General features: G+C 34.2%; 22 protein-coding genes, 1 tRNA gene and 2 pseudogenes. 12 read left to right on the top strand and 13 right to left on the bottom strand.

Annotated elements, in window-relative coordinates:
- The first annotated feature begins 10 nt into the window (after positions 1–10).
- The 3 genes from OM962_RS00345 to OM962_RS00335 are packed head-to-tail and all read left to right on the top strand — an operon-like array spanning position 11 to position 2,446.
- A complete protein-coding gene (locus tag OM962_RS00345) occupies positions 11–493 on the top strand; it encodes a phosphatidylglycerophosphatase A family protein (RefSeq protein WP_015587887.1) in 483 nt (160 codons plus the stop codon).
- On the top strand, positions 483–1,274 hold the full coding sequence (locus OM962_RS00340) for a GNAT family N-acetyltransferase (protein WP_264330444.1): 792 nt from the start codon (positions 483–485) through the stop codon (positions 1,272–1,274). Before OM962_RS00345 ends, OM962_RS00340 begins: the two co-directional genes overlap by 11 nt.
- 35 nt (positions 1,275–1,309) lie before the next feature.
- Positions 1,310–2,446, top strand: a complete 1,137-nt coding sequence (locus OM962_RS00335; protein WP_264330443.1) for a hypothetical protein — start codon at positions 1,310–1,312, stop codon at positions 2,444–2,446.
- Between the two features lie 3 nt (positions 2,447–2,449).
- Here the strand turns inward: OM962_RS00335 and OM962_RS00330 are convergent, their stop codons facing one another.
- The 7 genes from OM962_RS00330 to tnpC (OM962_RS00295) all read right to left on the bottom strand — a co-directional run bounded on the left by OM962_RS00330 (position 2,450) and on the right by tnpC (OM962_RS00295) (position 9,556).
- Positions 2,450–3,238, bottom strand: coding sequence for a succinate dehydrogenase iron-sulfur subunit (locus OM962_RS00330; protein ID WP_006014752.1), 789 nt, complete (start codon positions 3,236–3,238; stop codon positions 2,450–2,452).
- Positions 3,239–3,292: 54 nt separating this feature from the next.
- Positions 3,293–3,751 carry an rRNA maturation RNase YbeY gene (gene ybeY, locus OM962_RS00325; RefSeq protein ID WP_015587883.1) on the bottom strand — a complete coding sequence of 153 codons (459 nt, stop codon included), beginning with the start codon at positions 3,749–3,751 and terminating at the stop codon, positions 3,293–3,295.
- A gap of 357 nt (positions 3,752–4,108) precedes the next feature.
- Positions 4,109–4,507: an EVE domain-containing protein gene (locus OM962_RS00315; RefSeq protein WP_264330442.1), complete on the bottom strand. Its 399-nt coding sequence runs from the start codon at positions 4,505–4,507 to the stop codon at positions 4,109–4,111.
- The gene (ftsZ, locus tag OM962_RS00310) at positions 4,507–5,691 is read right to left on the bottom strand and encodes a cell division protein FtsZ (protein WP_264330441.1); all 1,185 of its coding nucleotides are present in this window, start codon (positions 5,689–5,691) and stop codon (positions 4,507–4,509) included. The genes OM962_RS00315 and ftsZ overlap by 1 nt, the downstream gene beginning before the upstream one ends.
- Before the next feature lie 222 nt (positions 5,692–5,913).
- A complete protein-coding gene (locus OM962_RS00305; RefSeq protein ID WP_405196965.1) occupies positions 5,914–6,441 on the bottom strand; it encodes a hypothetical protein in 528 nt (175 codons plus the stop codon).
- A gap of 86 nt (positions 6,442–6,527) precedes the next feature.
- Positions 6,528–7,994 carry a YifB family Mg chelatase-like AAA ATPase gene (locus tag OM962_RS00300; protein ID WP_264330439.1) on the bottom strand — a complete coding sequence of 489 codons (1,467 nt, stop codon included), beginning with the start codon at positions 7,992–7,994 and terminating at the stop codon, positions 6,528–6,530.
- A 209-nt stretch (positions 7,995–8,203) separates the two neighbouring features.
- Positions 8,204–9,556 carry an IS66 family transposase gene (gene tnpC / locus OM962_RS00295; protein WP_264330462.1) on the bottom strand — a complete coding sequence of 451 codons (1,353 nt, stop codon included), beginning with the start codon at positions 9,554–9,556 and terminating at the stop codon, positions 8,204–8,206.
- Between the two features lie 90 nt (positions 9,557–9,646).
- Here tnpC (OM962_RS00295) and OM962_RS00290 point away from each other — a divergent pair.
- From OM962_RS00290 to OM962_RS00250, 8 genes and pseudogenes are all read left to right on the top strand, one after another.
- A pseudogene (locus tag OM962_RS00290) lies at positions 9,647–10,957 on the top strand (phage tail protein); the annotation flags it as partial.
- Positions 10,958–11,056: 99 nt separating this feature from the next.
- Positions 11,057–12,245 (top strand): annotated as a pseudogene (locus tag OM962_RS07705) (hypothetical protein).
- 119 nt (positions 12,246–12,364) lie between these two features.
- Positions 12,365–13,174 (top strand): hypothetical protein, encoded by an 810-nt coding sequence (locus OM962_RS00275; RefSeq protein ID WP_264330435.1) that lies wholly within the window; start codon positions 12,365–12,367, stop codon positions 13,172–13,174.
- A 79-nt stretch (positions 13,175–13,253) separates the two neighbouring features.
- Positions 13,254–14,393: a hypothetical protein gene (locus tag OM962_RS00270; RefSeq protein WP_264330434.1), complete on the top strand. Its 1,140-nt coding sequence runs from the start codon at positions 13,254–13,256 to the stop codon at positions 14,391–14,393.
- A 105-nt stretch (positions 14,394–14,498) separates the two neighbouring features.
- Complete coding sequence (locus OM962_RS00265) at positions 14,499–14,774, top strand: hypothetical protein (RefSeq protein WP_264330433.1); 276 nt, start codon at positions 14,499–14,501, stop codon at positions 14,772–14,774.
- A gap of 156 nt (positions 14,775–14,930) precedes the next feature.
- The gene (tnpC, locus tag OM962_RS00260) at positions 14,931–16,283 is read left to right on the top strand and encodes an IS66 family transposase (protein WP_264330462.1); all 1,353 of its coding nucleotides are present in this window, start codon (positions 14,931–14,933) and stop codon (positions 16,281–16,283) included.
- Between the two features lie 230 nt (positions 16,284–16,513).
- Entirely contained in the window at positions 16,514–16,729 is a 216-nt protein-coding gene (locus tag OM962_RS00255; protein WP_264330432.1) for a hypothetical protein, read from the top strand.
- Positions 16,730–16,850: 121 nt separating this feature from the next.
- Complete coding sequence (locus OM962_RS00250) at positions 16,851–17,669, top strand: hypothetical protein (protein WP_264330431.1); 819 nt, start codon at positions 16,851–16,853, stop codon at positions 17,667–17,669.
- Positions 17,670–18,014: 345 nt separating this feature from the next.
- On the opposite strand, the gene lipA is transcribed toward OM962_RS00250, so the two are convergent.
- The 6 genes from lipA to rpsD form a co-directional block, all read right to left on the bottom strand.
- Positions 18,015–18,887 carry a lipoyl synthase gene (gene lipA / locus OM962_RS00245; RefSeq protein ID WP_264330430.1) on the bottom strand — a complete coding sequence of 291 codons (873 nt, stop codon included), beginning with the start codon at positions 18,885–18,887 and terminating at the stop codon, positions 18,015–18,017.
- Positions 18,880–19,194: a 50S ribosomal protein L28 gene (rpmB, locus tag OM962_RS00240; protein WP_015588578.1), complete on the bottom strand. Its 315-nt coding sequence runs from the start codon at positions 19,192–19,194 to the stop codon at positions 18,880–18,882. Before rpmB ends, lipA begins: the two co-directional genes overlap by 8 nt.
- Before the next feature lie 54 nt (positions 19,195–19,248).
- Positions 19,249–19,572: a DUF721 domain-containing protein gene (locus OM962_RS00235; RefSeq protein WP_006012687.1), complete on the bottom strand. Its 324-nt coding sequence runs from the start codon at positions 19,570–19,572 to the stop codon at positions 19,249–19,251.
- Between the two features lie 267 nt (positions 19,573–19,839).
- A complete protein-coding gene (gene iscX / locus OM962_RS00230) occupies positions 19,840–20,034 on the bottom strand; it encodes a Fe-S cluster assembly protein IscX (RefSeq protein ID WP_264330429.1) in 195 nt (64 codons plus the stop codon).
- A 20-nt stretch (positions 20,035–20,054) separates the two neighbouring features.
- Positions 20,055–20,141 (bottom strand) — tRNA-Leu (locus OM962_RS00225).
- A gap of 10 nt (positions 20,142–20,151) precedes the next feature.
- The gene (gene rpsD / locus OM962_RS00220) at positions 20,152–20,766 is read right to left on the bottom strand and encodes a 30S ribosomal protein S4 (RefSeq protein ID WP_006012690.1); all 615 of its coding nucleotides are present in this window, start codon (positions 20,764–20,766) and stop codon (positions 20,152–20,154) included.
- 113 nt (positions 20,767–20,879) lie between these two features.
- On the opposite strand from rpsD, the gene tkt reads away from it, so the two are divergent.
- Complete coding sequence (gene tkt, locus OM962_RS00215) at positions 20,880–22,844, top strand: transketolase (protein ID WP_264330428.1); 1,965 nt, start codon at positions 20,880–20,882, stop codon at positions 22,842–22,844.
- Positions 22,845–22,911 lie beyond the last annotated feature (67 nt).

The raw sequence follows: 22,911 nt of genomic DNA, 5'->3' as shown, positions 1-22,911 counted from the left end.
TCGGTATATTGTGAAATTTTTATATAAATTAATATCAACATGGTGGCTATCTGGCACGGTAAAAAACATGCCAGGTACTATAGGCAGCTTGGCTGCTTACCCAATTGTTCCTATATTACTCAATGACAGAATTTTAGGTACAGCAATTATTTTTTTTTTATTCTTAGTTGGATTATGGTCTACAGGCAATTATATACAACATTACAAAGCTCCGCATGATCCAAAAGAGGTAGTAATTGATGAAGTAGTTGGTCAATTGCTGACAGTACTTCTAGTTTCAATATTATTAGAACAAGAAATGAATAGCTCTGTATTGTTGGTGTGCTTTTTTTCCTTTAGGTTTTTTGATATAATAAAAGTGTGGCCTATAAATTTGATTGATAAAAATACAAAAGGTCCTTTAGGTATTATGCTAGATGATGTTGTAGCTGCAATTTTAGCCTTTGTTTTTATAGGAGCCTTTTATTGTTTATTGTTGGTTTATGCAGAATAAAAAAATTTGTTATTCAAGCTTAATTATTCAGAACCTAAAGGATTATATACTTTATGCAACGAATTTGTCCAAGTGGGAAATACATGACGAATTTGATAATGTTATATTTACAGTAAATGGTACCAGAGAATCGTTATTTAATTTTGTGTTTTGTGAAGATCAATGTACTGAGCTTTCCATATACAGAACTCTAAATTATCTCAAAGCACGAAATATAGAAGCAACATGGATAATAAGTCCACGTATAAAAATAGGGGGTATTTTAGAAAAATGCGAAATAAAACACGTTAGCACACCAAAAAAAGTTTTACTCAATATAAAAGATTATTTTTTGCCTGATGATGCTGTTCCAAATTTGAAGTTCAATGTTGTAAATAGTAGTGAGCTCTTAGAGCAATTAGATTTACACACTTCTAAAATTTTTTATCATAGAATTAGTATTGTTAGCACATTTTTTCGCCAATTATCGAATTATGATGATAAGAGCTCAAGGTTAAGATTTTTTCTTGTAATGCTAAATAACGAAATTGTTGGAACATGCGGTCTTTATATTCAAGACAGCATAGCTGGTTTTTATAGTGATGGAGTTTTACCAATTTACAGGGGTCGTGGAATAGGAACTCAAATGGTTCTAGAAAGAATAAAGATAGCTAGGCAATTTGAATGCAAATACATAGTAGCACATTGCATGAAACCTTCTGTAAACCTTTATAAAAGATTAGGCTTTAGGGTATTGGGCAATCTTCACTTATATACCTCTTCAGTACAATCTCTTTGCTGAGAGGTTATAAATTTTTATATTTGTTTTAGAATGCTATGTTTTTTTTGTATGAAATAGTTTTACTACTAATTCTAGTATTCTTCTTTTTCTCATATTCTAAATTAAAAATTAGTAATAAAATTAAGGACTTACAACATCAAAATGTTATCATAAATAATTTAATAGATACTGTAAATGATGGATTTTATATTTGGGACGCAAAAAAACGTATAGAAAAATTTTCTCCCAATTTACTAATTTTGCTTAATACTGTTTTTTATTCATTTAATGAGTTTGTAAATTTTTTTGAGCAATCAGAAAGCTTAATTAAAAGTTTTGCTGAGGCAAAGGAAATAAATAAATCTTTTACTCTAGATTTAAAGTCAAAAGACAGTGAGGTTTATTGCACATGTTATGGTAAAAGCATAATAGATTATTCTAATAATGTGATTGGTGTGTTGTTGTGGATAAGGAATATCTCCGATTATAAGATAAAAGCTAATGAACTTGAGTTAGAAAATAGTAAGCTTATGCGAGAATTGGAGAACTATAAAAAAATTTTTGACTCTTTACCATTTCCAATACTGAAGCACAATAAGAATAAAAAAGTAAGGTTTTATAACTTATTTTATGATAAATATATAGGCAGCTCTAAAAAATTTACTGTTGCGAGTGGCTCCTATAACGTAAAACCAGGAGAGTGTGTAATAACTTACAAGAACGAACCTAAGGTTTTTAATTTTGTTGAAGTTCCAATGCAAAATTCTAATAGCATAGTAATGTATGGAAAAGATATTAGTGATGAAAAAAAATTACATACTGAGCTAAGCAATTGTTTAGCTGCACAAGAAAGTTTGCTTGAGAAGCTATCGATTGCTGTAGCGATATATAGTAAGAATCAAAAGCTAAAATTTTATAATAATGCTTTTATAAAAACTTTTCAGTTTGATCCAAAATTTTTGGAGTCTTATCCAACTTATCACGAGATTATGCTTCACCTATTTGAATCTAAAAAGCTTTTAGGAAAAAATGATTTTCAAACTATTAATAATCAAAGACATGAGTTGTTCAAAAGATTACTGGAATCATATGGTGAAACAATACATTTCATGAACGGAAGAACGTTTAGAGTATTAACAATACCCTATGCTTCAGAGGGTCTACTATTTTCTTACGAAGAGTGCCAGAAATAACACTCAAATTCCTCCTCTCTCTACCATAAGCTGTTTTACTTTCGCTATCGCTTTTGCTGGGTTAAGCCCTTTCGGGCAGGTTTTTGTACAATTCATTATTGTATGACAACGATACAACTTAAATGGGTCGTTTAAAGAAGCAAGTCTTTCTTCTTTCTTATTATCACGACTGTCAGCAATCCATCTATAAGCTTGCAGTAATATCGCTGGCCCTAAAAATTTATCACCATTCCACCAATAGCTTGGGCAACCAGTCGAACAGCAAGCACATAGTATACAATCAGACAGACCATCCAATTTTTTTCTATCTTCAGGAGATTGAAAGTATTCTTTATTTTGTAAGGCAGATTTATCTGTTTGTAACCAAGGTTTAATCGATTTGTATTGCTCATAAAATTGGCTTAGATCTGGAACTAGATCCTTTACTATATACATATGAGGTAGTGGATATATTTTTACTTCACCTTTTATATCATGTATAGATTTAGTGCATGCGAGAGTGTTGGTACCATCAATATTCATTGCACAAGATCCGCATATTCCTTCTCTGCAAGAGCGTCTAAAAGTTAAGGTTGAATCTATTTCATCCTTTATTTTTATTAATGCATCAAGTACCATAGGGCCACAATTATCCATATCGATAAAAAATGTGTCTATTCTTGGATTTTTATCATCATCAGCAGACCAACGATAAATTTGAAATCTTCTAATATTTTTTGCTCCAGTAGGAGTAGGATAAACCTTGCCCTTTTTATTAACTTTAGAATTTTTTGGTAAAGAAAACTGAACCATATTGCTTACCTTTTACAGCTAAAACCCCTTTTTTGTAAATAACATATTTTGGTATTATCTACCATACTTTTCCTTTTCAAATTCAAGCAAAGCTAAAATCTTGCTCTCTAAACTTTTCATTATAATTTCTTCATCTTCTTTTTGATGATCATAGCCAAGTAAATGCAGCAATCCATGAACTAACATGTGTGCAGTGTGAGTGAGGATAGATATACAGTACTCATGAGACTCTCTTTCTATTGTATCTACTGCAATTGCTATGTCTCCTAGATCACATTCACTAGATAACTGTTCGCATGGAAATGATAGTACATTAGTTGGCTTATCTATTTCTCTAAACTTAAGATTAAGTTGATGTAGCAAGTTATCATCAGCGAGAGCTATTGATATATTTGGTTTATAATGATCTATTTTTAATTCTTTTAGAGAAGCATTAATAATATTTAATACAAAACTCTGTGGGTCCTTCGTAATACTATGCCACCTCTTATCAAGAATATTTACTTCTAACATGAATAAAGCACCAGAAAGGACATTATCCCATCACTTGACATTATCCCATCACTTGACATTGGAACCCAAAAAAGAAGAATTATAGACCATCGTATCATACACACAACTATACGAATATTGTACACTAGAAGTATGTCATCCCAGTGCTCCGACACTGGGATCCAGGAATTCTGATTAGACATTAGGTGAGTGAATATAAAAGCTATATTAAAACACAACATTTTTAATGTGGTTGCATTACAGCTGGATTCCAGTGTCAAGCACTGCTTTGTGTTTGATGCAAAATCGGCTACTTCGAAACAAACACTCATACAGCTGTATGTTGTGTGCTGAGGTAATATTGTTTGGCAACAGGTATTACACATCACTCATCCTTATTATTTCATTCCACTCAGTCTCTAAAACCGGAGAAACTGATAAACGTGATTGTTTTAATATAACCATATTTTTCAAAAGTGGGTTTTGTTTTATACTGTTTAACGTCACTTGGTTACTTAAAGGTTTTAAAAGTTTTACATTCACTAGTCCAAATTTGGAGTTATAAACATGATAATACTCCTTTAATACTTCAACTATTCCAAGTATAACTCTCTCTTTACCTGTATGATAAAAAAATGCAAGATCGCCTAATTTCATAGCTCTCATGTAATTTTGAGCTTGATAATTGCATACACCATTCCACTGCGTCACCTGCTCCTTTCCCATTTTTTGCCACGAGTATTCACTTGGCTCTGACTTTAGTAGCCAAAATTGCATTATTTTTTTCTTCTTAAATAAGCTGGTATATCATAAACATTGCTGCCCCACTTAACTCTTTCATTTGTTTGCTCAGTTGAAGCATATTCTTTTGTTTCTGATATTGGAATTTGATTATAAGGCCATTTAAAATTTTTTTCCTCTGCTGGGATCTTGTTTTGATTAACAGATGAATTGTTGTTACAGCTATCAATGCCAGTTGCAAGAACAGAAACTCTAACTCTTCCCTCCATCGCCTGATCAAAAGTAGCACCAAATATTATATTTGCATTTTCATCCACTTCTTCACGTACTCTATTGGCTGCAGCATCAACTTCAAATAAAGTCATATCTCCACCACCAGTAATATTAATCAATATTCCTTGTGCACCTTTCATTGATACATTATCAAGTAATGGATTAGATATCGCAGCCTCTGCAGCACTAATTGCCCTATCTTCTCCTTCTGCCTCTCCAGTACCAATCATTGCTTTACCCATCTCACTCATTACTGTTTCTATATCAGCAAAATCAAGATTAATCAGTCCTGGCATGATCATCAAATCAGTTACTCCTCTTATGCCAATATGCAGAACATTATCGGCGAGTTGAAATGCGTCAGCAAATGTAGTTTTCTCGTTAGCAATTCTAAATAAATTTTGATTGGGAATGACAATAAGTGTATCTACGTATTTTTGCAACTCTTCAAGTCCAAGCTCTGCAATGCGCATACGTCGCACACCTTCAAAACCGAACGGCTTAGTTACAACTCCAACAGTCAGTATCTTTTTTTCTTTTGCTCCTTTATCTTTAACTACCGCTCTTGCTTCTCTTGCTGCTTTTGCAATTACCGGTGCAGCACCTGTTCCAGTACCACCACCCATACCTGCTGTGATAAAGAGCATATGGCTATCTTTTATATGCTCCATAATCTCATCAATTGATTCTTCTGCTGCACCTTTACCAACATCAGGCAAAGCACCAGCACCAAGGCCCTTAGTTAAGTTAATACCAAGTTGAATTTTTTTATCACATAACGACTTCTCTAACGCTTGAGCATCGGTATTTGCTACAACAAAATTTACCCCTTGCAAATTGGATTGGATCATGTTGTTTACAGCATTTCCGCCAGCACCACCCACTCCCACAACAGTAATCCTTGGGTGCAATATGGGTAATTCTGGTAAACTAAGGTCAATTGACATTTAAATTACTCAAATATTAGTGAATTCACTTAATAACAAGTTACTGCTTTTTTAACAATATGCAAACATTTTTCGTTTTGATATATACAAATAGTAAACAAGATTTACTTATTCTTAACATTAATAGATGTAATGATTATAGATTTTCAGATCATACTGCTTAAGATGCAAAAAAAAATTGTGAAAAAGGGATAGGCTTCTATCCCTTTTGCTTTGTTGAAATTACTTATTTTGCTGGTGCGGTGCTAGTGCCAATCCAATTGCTTCCGCAACTCCGTACAATACTGTTGATGGATCTTTACCACTAACAAGTGTTAGATTACTCCCATTACTAGTTTTAAGACTACCATCACTATTTTTTTCACAAGCATTAAGTATATCTTGCTTTACTTCCTCAATTTTAGCTGTCTTATTACTGTTTTTATATGCATACACAGGTGCAGTTATTAAAGCTGCTACTGCAGCAAGAACTACCAAACTAGCAACAAGTGGATGAGCAACTGCAAATGCAGACATTGCAGTAATAGCAGGACTAACAAGTGTTGCAGCTTTTGTTCCAACTGTACCAACAAAAGTTGCATAAGCTGGGCTTAAGAGATAAGCAGCTGTAAGCGAGGCTACTGCTATAACTGCTAAAGAAATACCAATTGTCTTGCCTTTATGTTCTTTTACGAGATCCCAACCTTGCACAGGCACTTCTTTAACCGCTAGCCAAACCTCTTTTTTATATTTACTTTTTATTGCTTCCATTCTTGACATAACTCTACTCCAAAAATATTAAAATTTCACTAATGGTAGTATATGGCAAAAAAAAGTTTTCTGTCAAGTAAATTAATTTATTTATACATTCTTATTCTGTAATTCAGCGCTTCTGAGATATGTGCTCTTTTTATTTCCTCACTTTTCGCAAGATCTGCAATGGTTCTTGCGACTCTTAATACACGTGTATAGCCTCGATTGGAAATGTAATTTTCTTTCAGTACGTATTTTAGCAATTCTAACCCTTCCTGATCTGGTTCAGTGAATTTATTTAATGCTTCACCACTGACTTCTGCATTGCAACGAATATTAAATTTACTATAACGCTCAGTTTGAATTTTTCTCGCTGATATCACTCTTTCTCTTATCGTCTTAGTACTTTCTCCTTCTGAACAAATTTCAGGAGAGAATATATTGACGTTTGGCATTTCAATGCATATGTCTATTCTATCAAGCAAAGGTCCTGATATTTTATTTCTATAATCTGTGCCGCACTTTGGAGCTTTGTTGCACGATCTACTTGCATCACCTAAATAACCGCACCTGCAAGGGTTCATTGCAGCTATAAGTTGAAAATTAGCTGGATAAGTAATGTGAACATTTGCACGTGCAATAGTTACCTTTCTATCTTCAAGTGGTTGGCGTAGAGAATCAAGCACAAGCCTTGGAAATTCAGGTAGCTCATCAAGAAATAACACACCATTGTGAGCCATGGTGATTTCCCCAGGCTTTGCATTTTTTCCTCCTCCTATCATCGCTGACATCGAGCATGAGTGATGAGGTTCACGAAAGGGACGAGTTACTTTAAATGTTTCGTTACCGGCTTTTGTTATGCTAGAGATGATATTAACATCAATCATCTCTTGTTCAGTCAAATCGGGTAATAGCCCTATAAATCGCTTAGCAAGCATTGACTTTCCAGTACCAGGAGGTCCAACAAGAAGCATATTGTGTCCACCTGCTGCTGCAATTTCAGCTGCTCTTTTTGCAACAACTTGACCTTTAATATCCTTTATATCTAGAACTGAATTTTTTTCTTTGGGTGCAGCGCTATAGTTAAAAGTTACCGGCTGAATTAACTGCTCACCCTTAAAATGTCTGATAATATCGGTTAATTTCTCTATAGCTAGAATAGAAACATTCTTTACCCATGAAGCTTCTACTCCATTTCCCCTTGGGCAAATTACTCCTTTATTTACCTGTTTTGCATTGATTGCTGTTGGAAGTACTCCTGAGATTGGTATGACTCTGCTGTCTAGTGCAAGCTCGCCCATAATTATATAAGACTGAACTTTTTCAACTGGTATCACATTCATTACAACAAGTAATCCAACAGCAATAGCTAAGTCATAATGACTACCTTCTTTAAGCAAATCCGCAGGGGAAAGATTAACCGTAATCCTTTTTGGAGGTAACAGAAGATTGATTGAATTTAACGCTGCTCTGATACGCTCTCTCGATTCTGCAACAGTTTTATCCGGCAGTCCAACAATATTGACTGCTAGTACAACATTGCATAATTCTATTATGGCTATTTTGATCAAAATTTGCAAGACTTTTTATGCGAAATACTATATACAAGTGATTGTGATTGATTTCAATTTGATGAATTAACATTCTAATAATATTTTGCTTAGTCTGCCAATCCACTTGATCAAGCTTTGATTCAACACTTGAGGAAAAGTTTTTCAAGCTATCTGTAACAAGGCTCAATTCTTGTTGTAGTTTTTTTGTATCCGTTCAGAGGTGTGGTTTAAGAAACAACAGCTAGCAGGTTTTGAAAAGGGTTTAATTCCTTTTGTTTCCAAGTCAGATACAACGAAATTATCCGCTCAAGAAATCTATTCCCTCGCTCTGACTGTGCAAAATATGAATTCTTACGATAGACAACATAATGCCGTATCTGTCGCTCAACATGGTTATTCGTTAATGGAATATTCTCTGGGTCATCCAAAAATGTCCACATCATTGACTCGGATTTTATAATACCCTTTACCGTTCGTGAAGCTCCTTTTGCTTCAAGTATATAAGATATTTTTATCATGCAGTACTGTATGTATCTTCGTAATTCTTTAGCTTGCTTAGTGAACTTTGAAATACTAATTTCATTTTCTGACAAAGCGTTTTTTAATACAAACAATCCATTAGCTGCGTCTTTTAAACAATGGCCAAGTCTCATTACTTCACTATTCCAACTATGAGATAACCTCTCGAAATTTCTCAATAAGTGAGCCCAACAAATTTGTCGTTTTTCATCACTGAAGTGGTTGTAAACTGCATATCTGTCAGTAATTACCAGGTTTTTGTAATCACAAAATGCACTATTCTTTAAAAATTTCATTCCTCTTGTATCTGCTAACTTCATAAGACTTGCTTTATTGTTGGCAAACATCCAGCACCATCCCAATTTGCCTTTGTTGTAGTGACTGGTTTCATCAATATGCAAAATTTCGCTTGCTTTTATTTCTTCCTCTATTTGTTCATAGGCTTCTTTACATTTTGACGAAACCCTTGCTTCACTATTGGACACACTACCAACACTTATACTCATGTTAAAGATGTCTTTCATAATATTCGCTATTTCTCGCTTTGAATTCTTATAAAACCCACTTAGTGATGCAACTACTGACTTAACTCTAGGACCAAAGGTATCCGGTGTAACTCCTTCTGGTAATTTGCTACTCCTTCTTTTTCCGCATTTACGACAGCGACCATGTTCTAATTGATACTCAACTACGTAAGGCTTAATTTCTGGTAAATCAACTTTTTGATAGACATATGGTTTTTCCGATATTGCGATTTCTTCACCACACTCGCATCTATTTGGTAACTCTACCTTCACCACCTCATCTGCTTCCATTTTAGCTCGGCAATTCCCCTTATGTCCAACTTGACCACCTATCTTCCTGCCGCCCTCTGACTTATCTTCTGGTGTGTCTTTTTTTATTTTGTACAGCTCTTTTGAACTTGGTAAAGATGAATTCCTTGAGTTTAAGCCGAGTCTCTCTCTTAGTTCAGCATTCTCTATTTCTAAGATTTTATTTTTTTCTTCAAGCTTTGCTACTTTCTGCTCTAAGTTTTTACATAACTCTACAATACTGATCAACAATTGAAGCATCTAGCCTTACTTTACTATCAACATTTTGTGTTATTACTACTTTAATATATTATGTCAATTGTTTTTTATCCTTGCCACACCTCTGAACGGATACAGAAAATGTTCCTCTGGGCGTGGGATGCAAGGCCATTTCCTTATTTCCCCAATTTATGTGACATGTGGGCTGACTGCCATAACTGGCAGACCGGGCACTGGATTCAGGGAAAAATTTCACAACTTAATGTTTCCGATGTTTTGTCTGATCTGTTGCAAAAGGTAGGTCTCAAAGGCGATCAGTTTGATACAAGTGATGTTAAAGGATTACTATCTGGGTATGTAATAAATGATCAGCAACCCGTACGCTCAATTATTAAAATGCTGCGAAGGTGCTATTTTTTTGATGTGGTTGAACAGAACTCAAAACTGAAATTTATTCAAAAGGGCAGGGGAGTGACAACTGGTATACCAGTTGACGAAACTGTTTTCAATCACAATCCCAAGCTGATACAGCTTAGTCAATTAGATTTAAACAATAGGATTAACATCTTTGGCTATCCAATTGATGTGAAATATGCTGAACTCCCAAGGCAGGGCAATGCTGCAACAGTTCCAATACCGCTCATTATGGAGGAAGGGGAGGCGCAAAATATAGCTGAAGTTTTACTTTATTCTTCGTGGCAAGAGAGAAATTTATACAACTTTAAGCTACCGATAAAATATGCATGGCTTTTACCAAGTGATGTAATAGCAATTTCAGATGGTGAGAAAAGACATACGATGAGAATTATAAAAACAAAGTTTGAAAGCATGTCCATTCAAGTAATAGGAGTTGGTTATGATCCCTCTATATACAAGCTCTCCTTTCCTTCAACAAGATCACTTATGCTTAAAGAATACCCTCCTTCTCACATCAGTAAATCTATCGTAGAAATGATAGATTTACCGCATATTAAAGGTAATATCGCAAGTTTTACTTTAATTAGTGAAGAGGAAGGTTGGAAAGGAGCAACGCTTTTTATTTCGTATGATGATAAAAATTATAAGCCCATCGCGAGCGCAAATACACAATCTATTTACGGATATGTAATCGAATCTACCGATGAGGGAATTACAGTAGTGCTACGTTTTGGTAAGCTAGACGTCATGAATCCAACTGTGTTAGCGCTGGTTGGCAAAGAGATAATAAAATTCCAAGATGCCAAGCTTATAGATAAAAATAAATATAAGCTTAGCAACCTAATTAGAGGTCAAAAAGGGACTAAGAAATATGAACACACTGCAGGTGAAAAATTCATTCTGCTTGATGATTCAATAATTTCTTTCGAAGTGCAAGAAGGAAGAAAATTTTACCTAAAAGCAGTCACTTATGGTGATTCATTGGAAAATACGGAAACAAAAATTGTGAACTAGGAGAGAAGGACTTCATAAATGAGATCTTACCAGCAGGAACTTGTGTTTCATTAAAAAATCCACTATAATATTAACATAGCAATATAGTAAGGTAAAATTATGACTAATAGTGTAAATGAATTATCAAATGAAGCACCAATAATACTAACATGGGTGCCAAGAGTGCATGGTGCATCTTTACCGAATGGTAAAAATAGTGATCTTAATTACTTAGATATAATCAAAAACCATAAATTAAAGAATAAAGAAGAGAGAGACATATATTTGGTTATCAATGGTCCTGGGTTCGAAGAAAATCAAATAGATGATTTAAAGCGTGAACTGAAAGGAATTGAAGGAGTGCATGTTGTAGATTTGCATCAATATAACTGGAGTGAGATAGATGAAGGATGGAAAATAGATGGTAAAGATATTAGCATAAAGGACTTCTTCAAAAATATGTATAATATGTCGGAGGAGCAAAGGATGTATTTTGCTATTGAAATAGATACTTTTAGATTAATTGCTCTTGCTCTTTCAGAAAAAATGACAGGAGAGAAAGGTGCAATATATAGACTTTGATTCTTTAAAACCCATTCCCACTCATATAGGGAAGGATATAACAATTCCTGAGGGAATTTTATTAGGAAATGTTATAGCGTGTTTTCTTGATCAAGAAGGAAATACGAACTACACAAGTGCAGTAGATATAAAGAACTCGAATCATTACGACGAATATAAAAACCTAATGATTTTTACAAATAATGATTGCATTGCGGTAAATAATTCAAGTGTAGCAGTTAGCATCTTGTCTAATTATAAAGATAGAATACTGAGCCAAAAAGAAGCTTGTAATGAGGTTAAAAAGCGCTTATCTCTAGCCTTAGAACAAGAAGAAGAATTAGATAGAGGAGTTTCCTTATTCATAAAAGATGAAGAACTCAAAAATGAAACAATTAAGCAAGCAAAGGAAAAGATAAAAAAATGTATTTCAGACTTTGAAAGCAATGGAATACAAGAGCTATATAATATTGAAAACTTTCATTATATTAACACCGGACTTGGTGAATTTAGCTTAAATTCTGCTCAAATGAGTACAATAAAACCTCTTCTTGTTCAATTAAGTGGTGAGAAAGTAAGCAAATGTCCATCATTTTCTTTTAATTGTAATAATGGTAATTATGTTTCCGTACTAGGAAGTGATTTATCCTGGATGAAGGGTGAGAGTTTATACTGTCAGCAGGTGGATAAAAAGCTAGAAGCAACAGAAGTAGACAGGGTAGCAATGGAAAAGCTATCGCTTGCATAACAGTTATCAAAGGACTTTTCTATATTAAAAATAGAAAGTCCTTTAAAGCAAAGGTTCTAAATAATTGACAGTCAATAAAATATAATACTAGTATTAATCTATGTGATAGAGGGAATAATATGTCAAAAAAAATAGTTAATGCACTGAAAGCTAAAGTAAAAGAGCTTAAATATCAAAATTTGAAAGCTAGGGAAATTGACTATCATATTACATATACTGATCTTATCAGAGTGAATAACATTATCATTAATGGTACAGTAGTAACCAATGAGGTTATTCGTCAGCTTCTAGGAGGTATGAGAGGAGAAAGCACAATTTTTCATGAAATGTTTCGGTACGCTGGCGCAACAGTTCCAAATGATTTGATTATTAAGGAGTTGGCAGCTCACTATAATCAGTCAGGATATGTTAAATTTCTTTATGAAAGTTATTCTTCAATAGAGGATTGGGAAAAAACTGGACTCAAATTATTGACGAATTGTAATGGCGAAAGAACCTTTCGTATGGATTGCTATGACCCTAATCGTTTAAAATTTAGCTTTAGTATGGAAAGAATTCCTGTAACTGATACTGAAATTGAGTATTTTGGTCATTTTCATGAGTTGTGCAATTTATCCGGCTCAGTAGAATTTAAACTGAAATATAAAGATGGAAATGTGACATATGAAGATGGTAAAGTGTTGCTTACAATTCCTAAAGAGTTAGAAGATTACAAAGCTGGCGATGACAGTCTGCTTGATAAGCTTACTGATATTATTAACAAGATTGTTGAATATTTAAAAAAGCTCTGCGAGAAATTGGGCTTTAAGTTTGATACAAAAATAGAGTACAATTCTGAGCGTAATATAAACATAGAGCACAACCTTGGCAGGCCACTGAAGGTGATAGATGAACCAGATATATATGCTGTCAATGGCTTAGAGCGCTGAATTTAATCAGAAGCGAGAATTTTCGGTTGACTTTTTTTGCTAAAAGCTTATTATAGTATAAGTGTGTTGAGGTAGAATAATGATCGGTAAATTATCAAATGAAGCACCAATAATACTAACATGGGTGCCAAGAGTATATGGTGCATCTCTACCTGATGGTAAGAACAGCGAACTTAATTACTTAGATATAATCAAAAATCATAAATTAAAAAATAAAGAGGAGAGGGACATATATTTGGTTATCAATGGTCCTGGGTTCGAAGAAAATCAAATAGATGATTTAAAGCGTGAACTGAAAGGAATTGAAGGAGTACATGTTATAGACTTGCATCAGTATGACTGGAGCGAAATAGATACGGGATGGAAGATAGATGGCGAAGACATTAGCATAAAGGACTTCTTCAAAAATATGTATAACATGACAGATGAACAAAGAACATACTTTGCTGTTGAAATAGATACTTTTAGATTAATTGCTCTGGCACTCTTGAAGAAGTTTACAGAACATGAAGATGGAATATATATAGATTTTGATTCTTTAAAAGCCATTAACTCTCATATAGGGAAGGATATAACAATCCCTGAGGGAATTTTGTTAGGGCAAATTACTGCACATGTTAATCAAGAGACCGGCAAAATTATTAAAACGGATTTAAATAATGATCTGATTGCAGTAAGTTGTCCACATATAGCGATTAATATTTTATCTCAATATAAAAGCGCAATACTGAGTCAAGAAAAAATGTGCTATGAGTTAGCAGAGCGTTTATCTAATTTTTCGAAAAAAGAAAAACTACGGTTTTTTGCTATTTATAAAGGGTTGGGAGAGAAACAGCTGTTAGATGATGAAGCGAAGAAAAAAGGGAAGAGTGTTATAGAGGAATTAGATAAGATAGAGCACAAAATAGTTGATCTAAGAAATGGTAAGATCAGAGAACTATATGAGCCGCTAGTGTGTCATTATTCTAGGTATCGTGAAATAGGTTTAAATTTAGGTCAATTTTATACCGTAGAAGTAGTCCGTAATGGATTAATCGGTCAAGACGAAAGCAAAATAGGGTTATTTTTTTTTGAAAAGAACAATGGCAATTACGTTTGTACAATAAATGGTGACCTATCTTGGGTTAGAGGAGCAAACTTATACCATAAACAGGTAAAAAGTGAGTTAGAAAAAGTACAAGTAGATCAGATGGAATTGGAAAATCTATCGTTAGAGTAATCAAGTGTAAACCGGAAAGTAACTCAGGTTACAGTTGATAGTCTATATTATTAAAAGGTTAATAATTATATACGTATTATAGTATAAGAGCTATTAATAGTATATATGTCAAAAGAAGTGATTAATGAGCTGAAAGATAAGGCGAGGGAGAGGAGATATGCTGATTTGCAGTCTACAGAGAGTTCTGATTATAGAACATATAAAGATTTGGATATGGACTTCAATAGTGAATATGAATTTGTTTGTGACCTTGTTATTAATGGGAAGGCAATAACTAATGATTTAATTAAAAATTTATATTTAAAATATGAAAATCTCATTACAGAAGATAAGGACAAAAAAGGGAGTTATCGTCTGTTTCTTAAGCAAATCTTCACGTAATACGCCGGTGCAGCAGTTCCAAATGACTCTATTATGGAAGAACTGATAACGTATCCGTTCAGAGGTGTGGCAAGGATAAAAAACAATTGACATAATATATTAAAGTAGTAATAACACAAAATGTTGATAGTAAAGTAAGGCTAGATGCTTCAATTGTTGATCAGTATTGTAGAGTTATGTAAAAACTTAGAGCAGAAAGTAGCAAAGCTTGAAGAAAAAAATAAAATCTTAGAAATAGAGAATGCTGAACTAAGAGAGAGACTCGGCTTAAACTCAAGGAATTCATCTTTACCAAGTTCAAAAGAGCTGTACAAAATAAAAAAAGACACACCAGAAGATAAGTCAGAGGGCGGCAGGAAGATAGGTGGTCAAGTTGGACATAAGGGGAATTGCCGAGCTAAAATGGAAGCAGATGAGGTGGTGAAGGTAGAGTTACCAAATAGATGCGAGTGTGGTGAAGAAATCGCAATATCGGAAAAACCATATGTCTATCAAAAAGTTGATTTACCAGAAATTAAGCCTTACGTAGTTGAGTATCAATTAGAACATGGTCGCTGTCGTAAATGCGGAAAAAGAAGGAGTAGCAAATTACCAGAAGGAGTTACACCGGATACCTTTGGTCCTAGAGTTAAGTCAGTAGTTGCATCACTAAGTGGGTTTTATAAGAATTCAAAGCGAGAAATAGCGAATATTATGAAAGACATCTTTAACATGAGTATAAGTGTTGGTAGTGTGTCCAATAGTGAAGCAAGGGTTTCGTCAAAATGTAAAGAAGCCTATGAACAAATAGAGGAAGAAATAAAAGCAAGCGAAATTTTGCATATTGATGAAACCAGTCACTACAACAAAGGCAAATTGGGATGGTGCTGGATGTTTGCCAACAATAAAGCAAGTCTTATGAAGTTAGCAGATACAAGAGGAATGAAATTTTTAAAGAATAGTGCATTTTGTGATTACAAAAACCTGGTAATTACTGACAGATATGCAGTTTACAACCACTTCAGTGATGAAAAACGACAAATTTGTTGGGCTCACTTATTGAGAAATTTCGAGAGGTTATCTCATAGTTGGAATAGTGAAGTAATGAGACTTGGCCATTGTTTAAAAGACGCAGCTAATGGATTGTTTGTATTAAAAAACGCTTTGTCAGAAAATGAAATTAGTATTTCAAAGTTCACTAAGCAAGCTAAAGAATTACGAAGATACATACAGTACTGCATGATAAAAATATCTTATATACTTGAAGCAAAAGGAGCTTCACGAACGGTAAAGGGTATTATAAAATCCGAGTCAATGATGTGGACATTTTTGGATGACCCAGAGAATATTCCATTAACGAATAACCATGTTGAGCGACAGATACGGCATTATGTTGTCTATCGTAAGAATTCATATTTTGCACAGTCAGAGCGAGGGAATAGATTTCTTGAGCGGATAATTTCGTTGTATCTGACTTGGAAACAAAAGGAATTAAACCCTTTTCAAAACCTGCTAGCTGTTGTTTCTTAAACCACACCTCTGAACGGATACCTGATAACTCATTATAATAGACTTGGGTACAAGAAATTCTTTTCGTAATCAAACATTTCATCCTTTTGGGTTGCGCGTTTATTCCTCATATTTCTCAAATCCTTCTTACAGAGAAATGACCTGTATGAGTTGTGAAGATTCCAATTGTCTGAAGTTCAGTTTTAGCGTAGTGGAGTTTAAACTAAAATGTGAAGTATGAAGGAGGTAAGGTGTCTCTTACTATTCCTAAGGAGCTGAAAAACTACAAAGCAAATGATAAGAATTTGTTTGACGTTATTATTGAGTATTTTCAGAAATTTTGCGAAAAATTTGGATTTCACTTTTTTGAGGAAAATTTTGAGTATAATCTGGATAAGCCACTTCGAGCATTAAGTGATATAAATACATCCCAAGATAAGAATCTAAACTTGAAGAATTTAAAATAAGATATTGAAATCTCTGCTTTTTTTTAATAAGGTGAGTATAATAAAAAGTAAATCAAGTTTTACAGAAAACCTTTACTTATGATGAAAAGTACGTAATACGTATATAATATAAGATTGTGATATGTCAAAAAAAATAGTTAATGCATTAAAATCTGAAGTAGAAAAGCTCAAATATGCTGATTTAAAGTCTATATCAATAAAATCAGATAGTTGGAACTTTAGTTACAAAACATATATTGACCTTGGTAGATCACACAACCTTACTATTAATGAGAAAGAAGTGCCTAATGAGCTTATTGAGAAGCTATATTCAAAACATAAAGATCTCATTTTAGAAGATGAGAATGGAAGAAAGAACTATAGTCCATTTCTTAAGCAAATTTTCATAAAAATATTTGAATATGCTGGTGCAGAAGTTCCGAGTGACTCTATCATGGAAGAATTGATAACTAACTATCATCAAGAAGGGTATAATCATTTTCTGTTTCTTCATATATTAAAGGCTCTTTCTCCATTTGGCTTGCTTGTGTTAGATTCTCACATAATAATAACTTATAGTATGGATTGCCGTGACTCCAATTGTCTAAAACTCAATTTTAGCATGGATTGTATAAAGGTGTGCAGCATTAATCCTGTTAATGATATTAAAACACCAAATTTTCACAGTTCAATAAAATTTAAGTTAAAATCTAAGGGTAGAAGTATAACATATGAAGATGGTAAAGTGCTTATTAATATTCCGAAAGAGCTGAAAAATTATAAAGCAAGTGGTAGAAGTTTGTGTGACATTACTATTGAGTATTTTCAAGAATTTTTTGGAAATTTGGGGTTTAAATTTGAGACAAAAGTGGAACATAGTCTAGGGGAGCCACTGAAGGTGTTAAATGATGTAAGTGTGCTTTGCTCTCAGTTAGAATGTATCCGTTCAGCAGAGTGGTAAAATAAATTAGACGAAACTAATAAGTGGGTATCATGAAAATCCAGTCTTTTCATGCAAAAAACAATGATGTCATTCTAGCGCGTGACCAGTTCTGATTGACTAATCAGTCTTCTGGATCCCAGTATCAAGTACTGGGATGACAAGAGTAAAGAGGAAACTGGGATGAAATTATGAAGGCCTAGCAATTTATGACGGTGTCATTCCAGCGCGTGACCAGTTCTTATTGCCTGGTCAGTCCTATGATTTCAGTGTTAACTACTCTAATGACAGGGGATACTGGAAGGATAAGAGGCTACTTGAATGAAAAGAAAGGGAGTGCACATTTCCTTGAACAGATAGGTTAAATTAGGTTGAAGTTTTAGCAGCAGCAAGTCTGTTAAAATCTTCTTCAGCGTGGTACGATGACCGCGTTAATGGGCTTGATGCAACTACCAAAAAGCCTTTGGAATAAGCAATATATTTATAATGCTCAAACTCTTCTGGGGTAACATATCTATCAACCTTTACATGCTTTGGAGTTGGTTGCAAATATTGACCAATTGTAATGAAGTCAACTTCGGCGCTACGTAAATCATCCATAACCTGAAAGATTTCTTCTTTTGTTTCTCCAAGACCAACCATAAGCCCTGACTTCGTAAAAAGTTTAGGATTAATCTGTTTCACCATCTTTAGCAAATATAGTGAATGAAAATAACGAGCTCTCGGTCTTATTTTTGCATACAGCCTTGGTACTGTTTCGATATTGTGATTATAAACATCAGGTGATGCAATAGCTATTGCTTCAAACGCTTCTTTCTTATTTAAAAAATCAGGAGTAAGAATCTCTATTGTTGTTTCCGAAGTTATCTTTCTAATTTCTTCTATACACCTTATAAACTGATTTGCACCACCATCTGGTAAATCGTCACGGTCAACAGAGGTAATGACAACGTGCTTTAAATTTAACTTTTTTATTGCTTTTGCTAAATTTTCTGGTTCATGAGGATCGAGCTTATCAGGAATGCCAGTTGCAACGTTGCAAAACGCACAAGCACGAGTACAAACAGAACCGAGAATCATCACAGTAGCATGACGTTTATTCCAACATTCACCAATATTTGGACACGCAGCTTCTTCGCATACTGTATGTAAGTTATGTAGCTTAACAGTGTTTAAGGTTTCATTGAATATTTTACCAGCTGGAGCTTTTGCTCTGAGCCATATAGGCTTACTATGCATCTGAAACAGCTAATTCTACCTCTTGTTTTGCTAAAACTTTCTTTAACCTTCTTTTTATCTTTTGTGCTTCTTTACTTAGTTTAATTGTTTTTGTATTGAGCAAGAAAGCATCAAGATCACCTTTATAGTCTATAGTTCTTAAAGTTCTTGTTGCTATACGAAAGCTAAACTTTTTGTCTAATATATTACTCGTCAATGTAACTTTATGTAAATTTAAGAGAAAGGTACGCTTTGTTTTACGATTTGAATGCGATACCTTATTACCAAAAGACTTTTTTCTATTTGTTAACTCACAAATTCTACTCACTTCAATATACCAATTTATCCTATGTAACTAGGTTAACCTGATATAGTGAAATAGTCAACTCCCTTGCTTGATTTTTATACCGTATACTGCTTTATAGCCAAAAAAAACTGTAATTTTTTCTATTACAAGAGAAACCATATGCTGCATTTCCAATGCTTTACTGCCATTTGTTACTAACAGATGAAGAACACCAGAATTTACGTTTTGTGCGTATGAGATCTTTTGTGGTTTTGTACATTCTGCTAATTCCTCTCCAACTATACTTTTCCAGTTTAAAATAAGACGTATTTCATTTTTGCTGATCTTATTTTTCATGCATTTTAATGCATAGTTTTCTATTATAGATTTTAATTTCTTTGGCCCGCTATATTTAAACATCTTTCCAGTGCTTAAAATTAAATTATATTACAACTTTCTTATACAAAAAACTAACTTATTGTTTTCATGACCCTCGGCCTCACACATAAAAAGCAGTATTTGTATATCTAGCATTTGCCAGAATTTTGTGTTTCCTACCTTGTAATCATTTTTAATTGTAATTTGTTAAATTATTATGAAGCTAAGTAAAATTCGAGTAAAGTATAGTATTTCCAAGAAGATTATCTTTTTACTGTATGCAGTAATTTTCTTATAGCTATCTGTTTTTTAAGATCTTTCTGCAATCCAAGTTGCTTGAATGGCCTCTAATATTTTTTCATTACAATACTTTTCATCATCATCAAACTCTTCTAAATCCAAGACTTTTCTTTTAAGTTCAGTGAATCTAATACTAATTATATCTTCATTTGGAAATTTCTCTTCTAGAGCTTCTGCAATATCTTCTATATCAAGCCATTTCATACTTTTTTAATAAATTAAACTGGTGCCCATGGGGAGACTTGAACTCCCAAGGTCGCAAAACCCACGGATTTTAAGTCCGCTGCGTCTACCGATTCCGCCACACGGGCCTTATGTTGTTTATCTAGAGTAAAATTCTACTACTAAATTGACTTCCATGTCTGCTGAATATGGGACTTCGGAATATTGAGGCGCTCTCAAATACTTCACTGAAAGTGCTTTGCTATCTGCCTCTAAATAATCTGGGGCCTTACGTTCTTGTTTTTGTTCAGCCTCTATTAATATAGGAATTTTTGCTGCTCTTTCCCTTATTTTTACTATATCACCAGGCTTCACTCTATAACTTGATATGTTAACCACCTTATCATTAACTGTAACATGTTTATGAGATATAAGCTGTTTTGCCGAGTAAATTGTTGGCACAAAACCAGAGTGATATAAAACAGAACTTAACCTTGATTCCAAGGCACCAATAAAATTATCAGCCGTATAACCCTTTCTTTTGTAGGCATCTAAAAATGTACGTCTAAGCTGTTTGCTTGAAATTGCATAGTAGAACTTAAATTTTTTATGTGCAGCAAACTGCTTACCAAAGTCAGATAACTTCTTAAATCCAAGAATACCATGCTGACCTGGAGGGTATTTTCTTTTATTGACCGAATCTTTTGCTCTACCCCATAAGTTTACACCAAGCCTGCGACTGATTCTATACTTTCTATTGATAACAGTTGTCATACAAAAATTCTCACAATCTAACTATAAATTATTAATGATTTTAACATTAAGTGTCAACTTGTTTTTGCCGCTATGATATAGTATACTTCACTTTTAAGTTTTCCTATTAATACATGAATCATCTACTACTAAAATCCATGGCAAATGCTGTCCGCTTTTTATCAATTGATGCAGTACAAAAAGCAAATTCTGGACATCCAGGTATGCCACTTGGCATGGCAGATGTTGCCACTGTATTATTTGCTAAATATCTAAACCATAACCCTGATGATTCTCAATGGATCAGTAGAGATCGTTTCGTCCTATCAAATGGTCACGGTTCGATGCTGCAATACTCTATATTATATCTGACAGGCTACATTGGTATAGATGAACTAAAAAACTTCAGGCAACTTACATCAAAAACTCCAGGTCACCCAGAATTTGGCTTGACTTCTGGTATAGAAGCAACAACAGGCCCGCTTGGTCAGGGATTTGCCACTGCTGTTGGCATGGCACTTGCTGAATCGATTCTTGCAAAGCAGTTTGAAATCAGCCATTACACTTACGTAATGCTAGGAGATGGCTGTCTTATGGAAGGTATAAGCCATGAAGCAGCGTCCCTTGCTGGGCATCTTAAATTAAATAAGCTGATAGCACTTTTTGACGACAATGACATCTCTATAGACGGCTCTACTAGCCTCTCTTGCTCTGATGATGTAGAAAAGCGTTTTTCAGCGTATGGATGGAATGTTGACAAAATCGATGGGCATGACTTTGATGCTATATCCCTTGCAATAGAGCAGGCGCAAAAGTCTGATAAACCTACACTAATCTGTTGCAAAACTATTATCGGAAAATTTTCGAGCCGTGCTGGCACATCTTCTGCTCATAGTGGTGCCTTTACAGAGGAAGATGTAAAACAGATGAGAGAAAAATTAAATTGGGACTATGAACCATTTCATGTACCAGAAGATGTGAGAAACGCTTGGATAGAAACAGTTAAGAGGGCAAAGCAAAACTATACATCCTTGATCAATAAAGAACTACAAAGAAGACTTGAGAAACGTTTGCCGAATAATATCGAGAGTGATTTGGCTGATCTGAAGAAACAAATATGTAAGCTAATGCCAAACGAAGCTACTCGATCTTCTTTCGGCAGAGTAATGGAACTATTAACTAAGTCTATGCCAGAACTAATTGGTGGCTCTGCTGATCTTACCGGTTCAAATTGTACTAAATATAAGCACATGCAGGCAATAGATAGTAATAATTATAGTGGCTCTTATGTACACTATGGAGTGAGAGAGCACGCTATGGCAGCTTGTATGAATGGTATGGCTCTTCATGGTGGAATTATTCCTTATGGTGGAACTTTTTTAGTATTTTCCGATTACTGCCGACCTGCTATACGTCTTTCAGCTTTGATGAAGCAGCAGGTTATCTATGTAATGACTCATGACTCAATTGGAGTAGGAGAAGATGGTCCAACTCACCAGCCAATAGAGCATTTAGCTTCTTTGAGAGCTATACCAAATCTGTATGTTTTTAGGCCAGCAGATGCAATTGAAACTTTGGAGTGCATTAGCATTGCACTTGAAAAAAAAGAGTCACCTGCACTATTTGCGCTTTCAAGGCAAAATATTAATTACATGCACTCTTATACTGACCAATTGGCCAACCTATCAAAATTTGGTGCATATATACTATGCGAATATTCAGGGAAGCTAGAAGTGACGATATTTGCTACCGGATCTGAAGTTGAAATTGCAGTTGAGGCAAGAGAAAAATTACAGGAAAAAGGTGTAGGTACAAGGGTCATTTCTATGCCGTGTTGGAGGCTTTTTGACGAGCAAAGTGATGAATATAAAGGGGTAATATTAAATAATGGCAGTATTAAAGTTGCAATTGAAGCTGGAAGTGAAGTGGGTTGGCATAAATATATAGGTTCAAACGGTATATTTATTGGCATGAAAAATTTTGGAGAATCAGCACCTTATGAAGCTCTTTATAAGCATTTTAATATTAGCGCTGATTATGTAGTAAAATGTGTTTGTGAAAACGCTTTTTATCATTCCACTGCGCATAAAATTACTTAATGCACTCAGCAAGTGCCGTTATTATGATAAGGAACATCGGTGAAATGTTTCGAGTAACTTTTTCTTT

The organism is Wolbachia endosymbiont (group B) of Erebia ligea (assembly GCF_947179575.1).
Taxonomy (GTDB): domain Bacteria; phylum Pseudomonadota; class Alphaproteobacteria; order Rickettsiales; family Anaplasmataceae; genus Wolbachia; species Wolbachia pipientis_C.
This window is presented reverse-complemented; position numbering and strand designations above follow the sequence as displayed.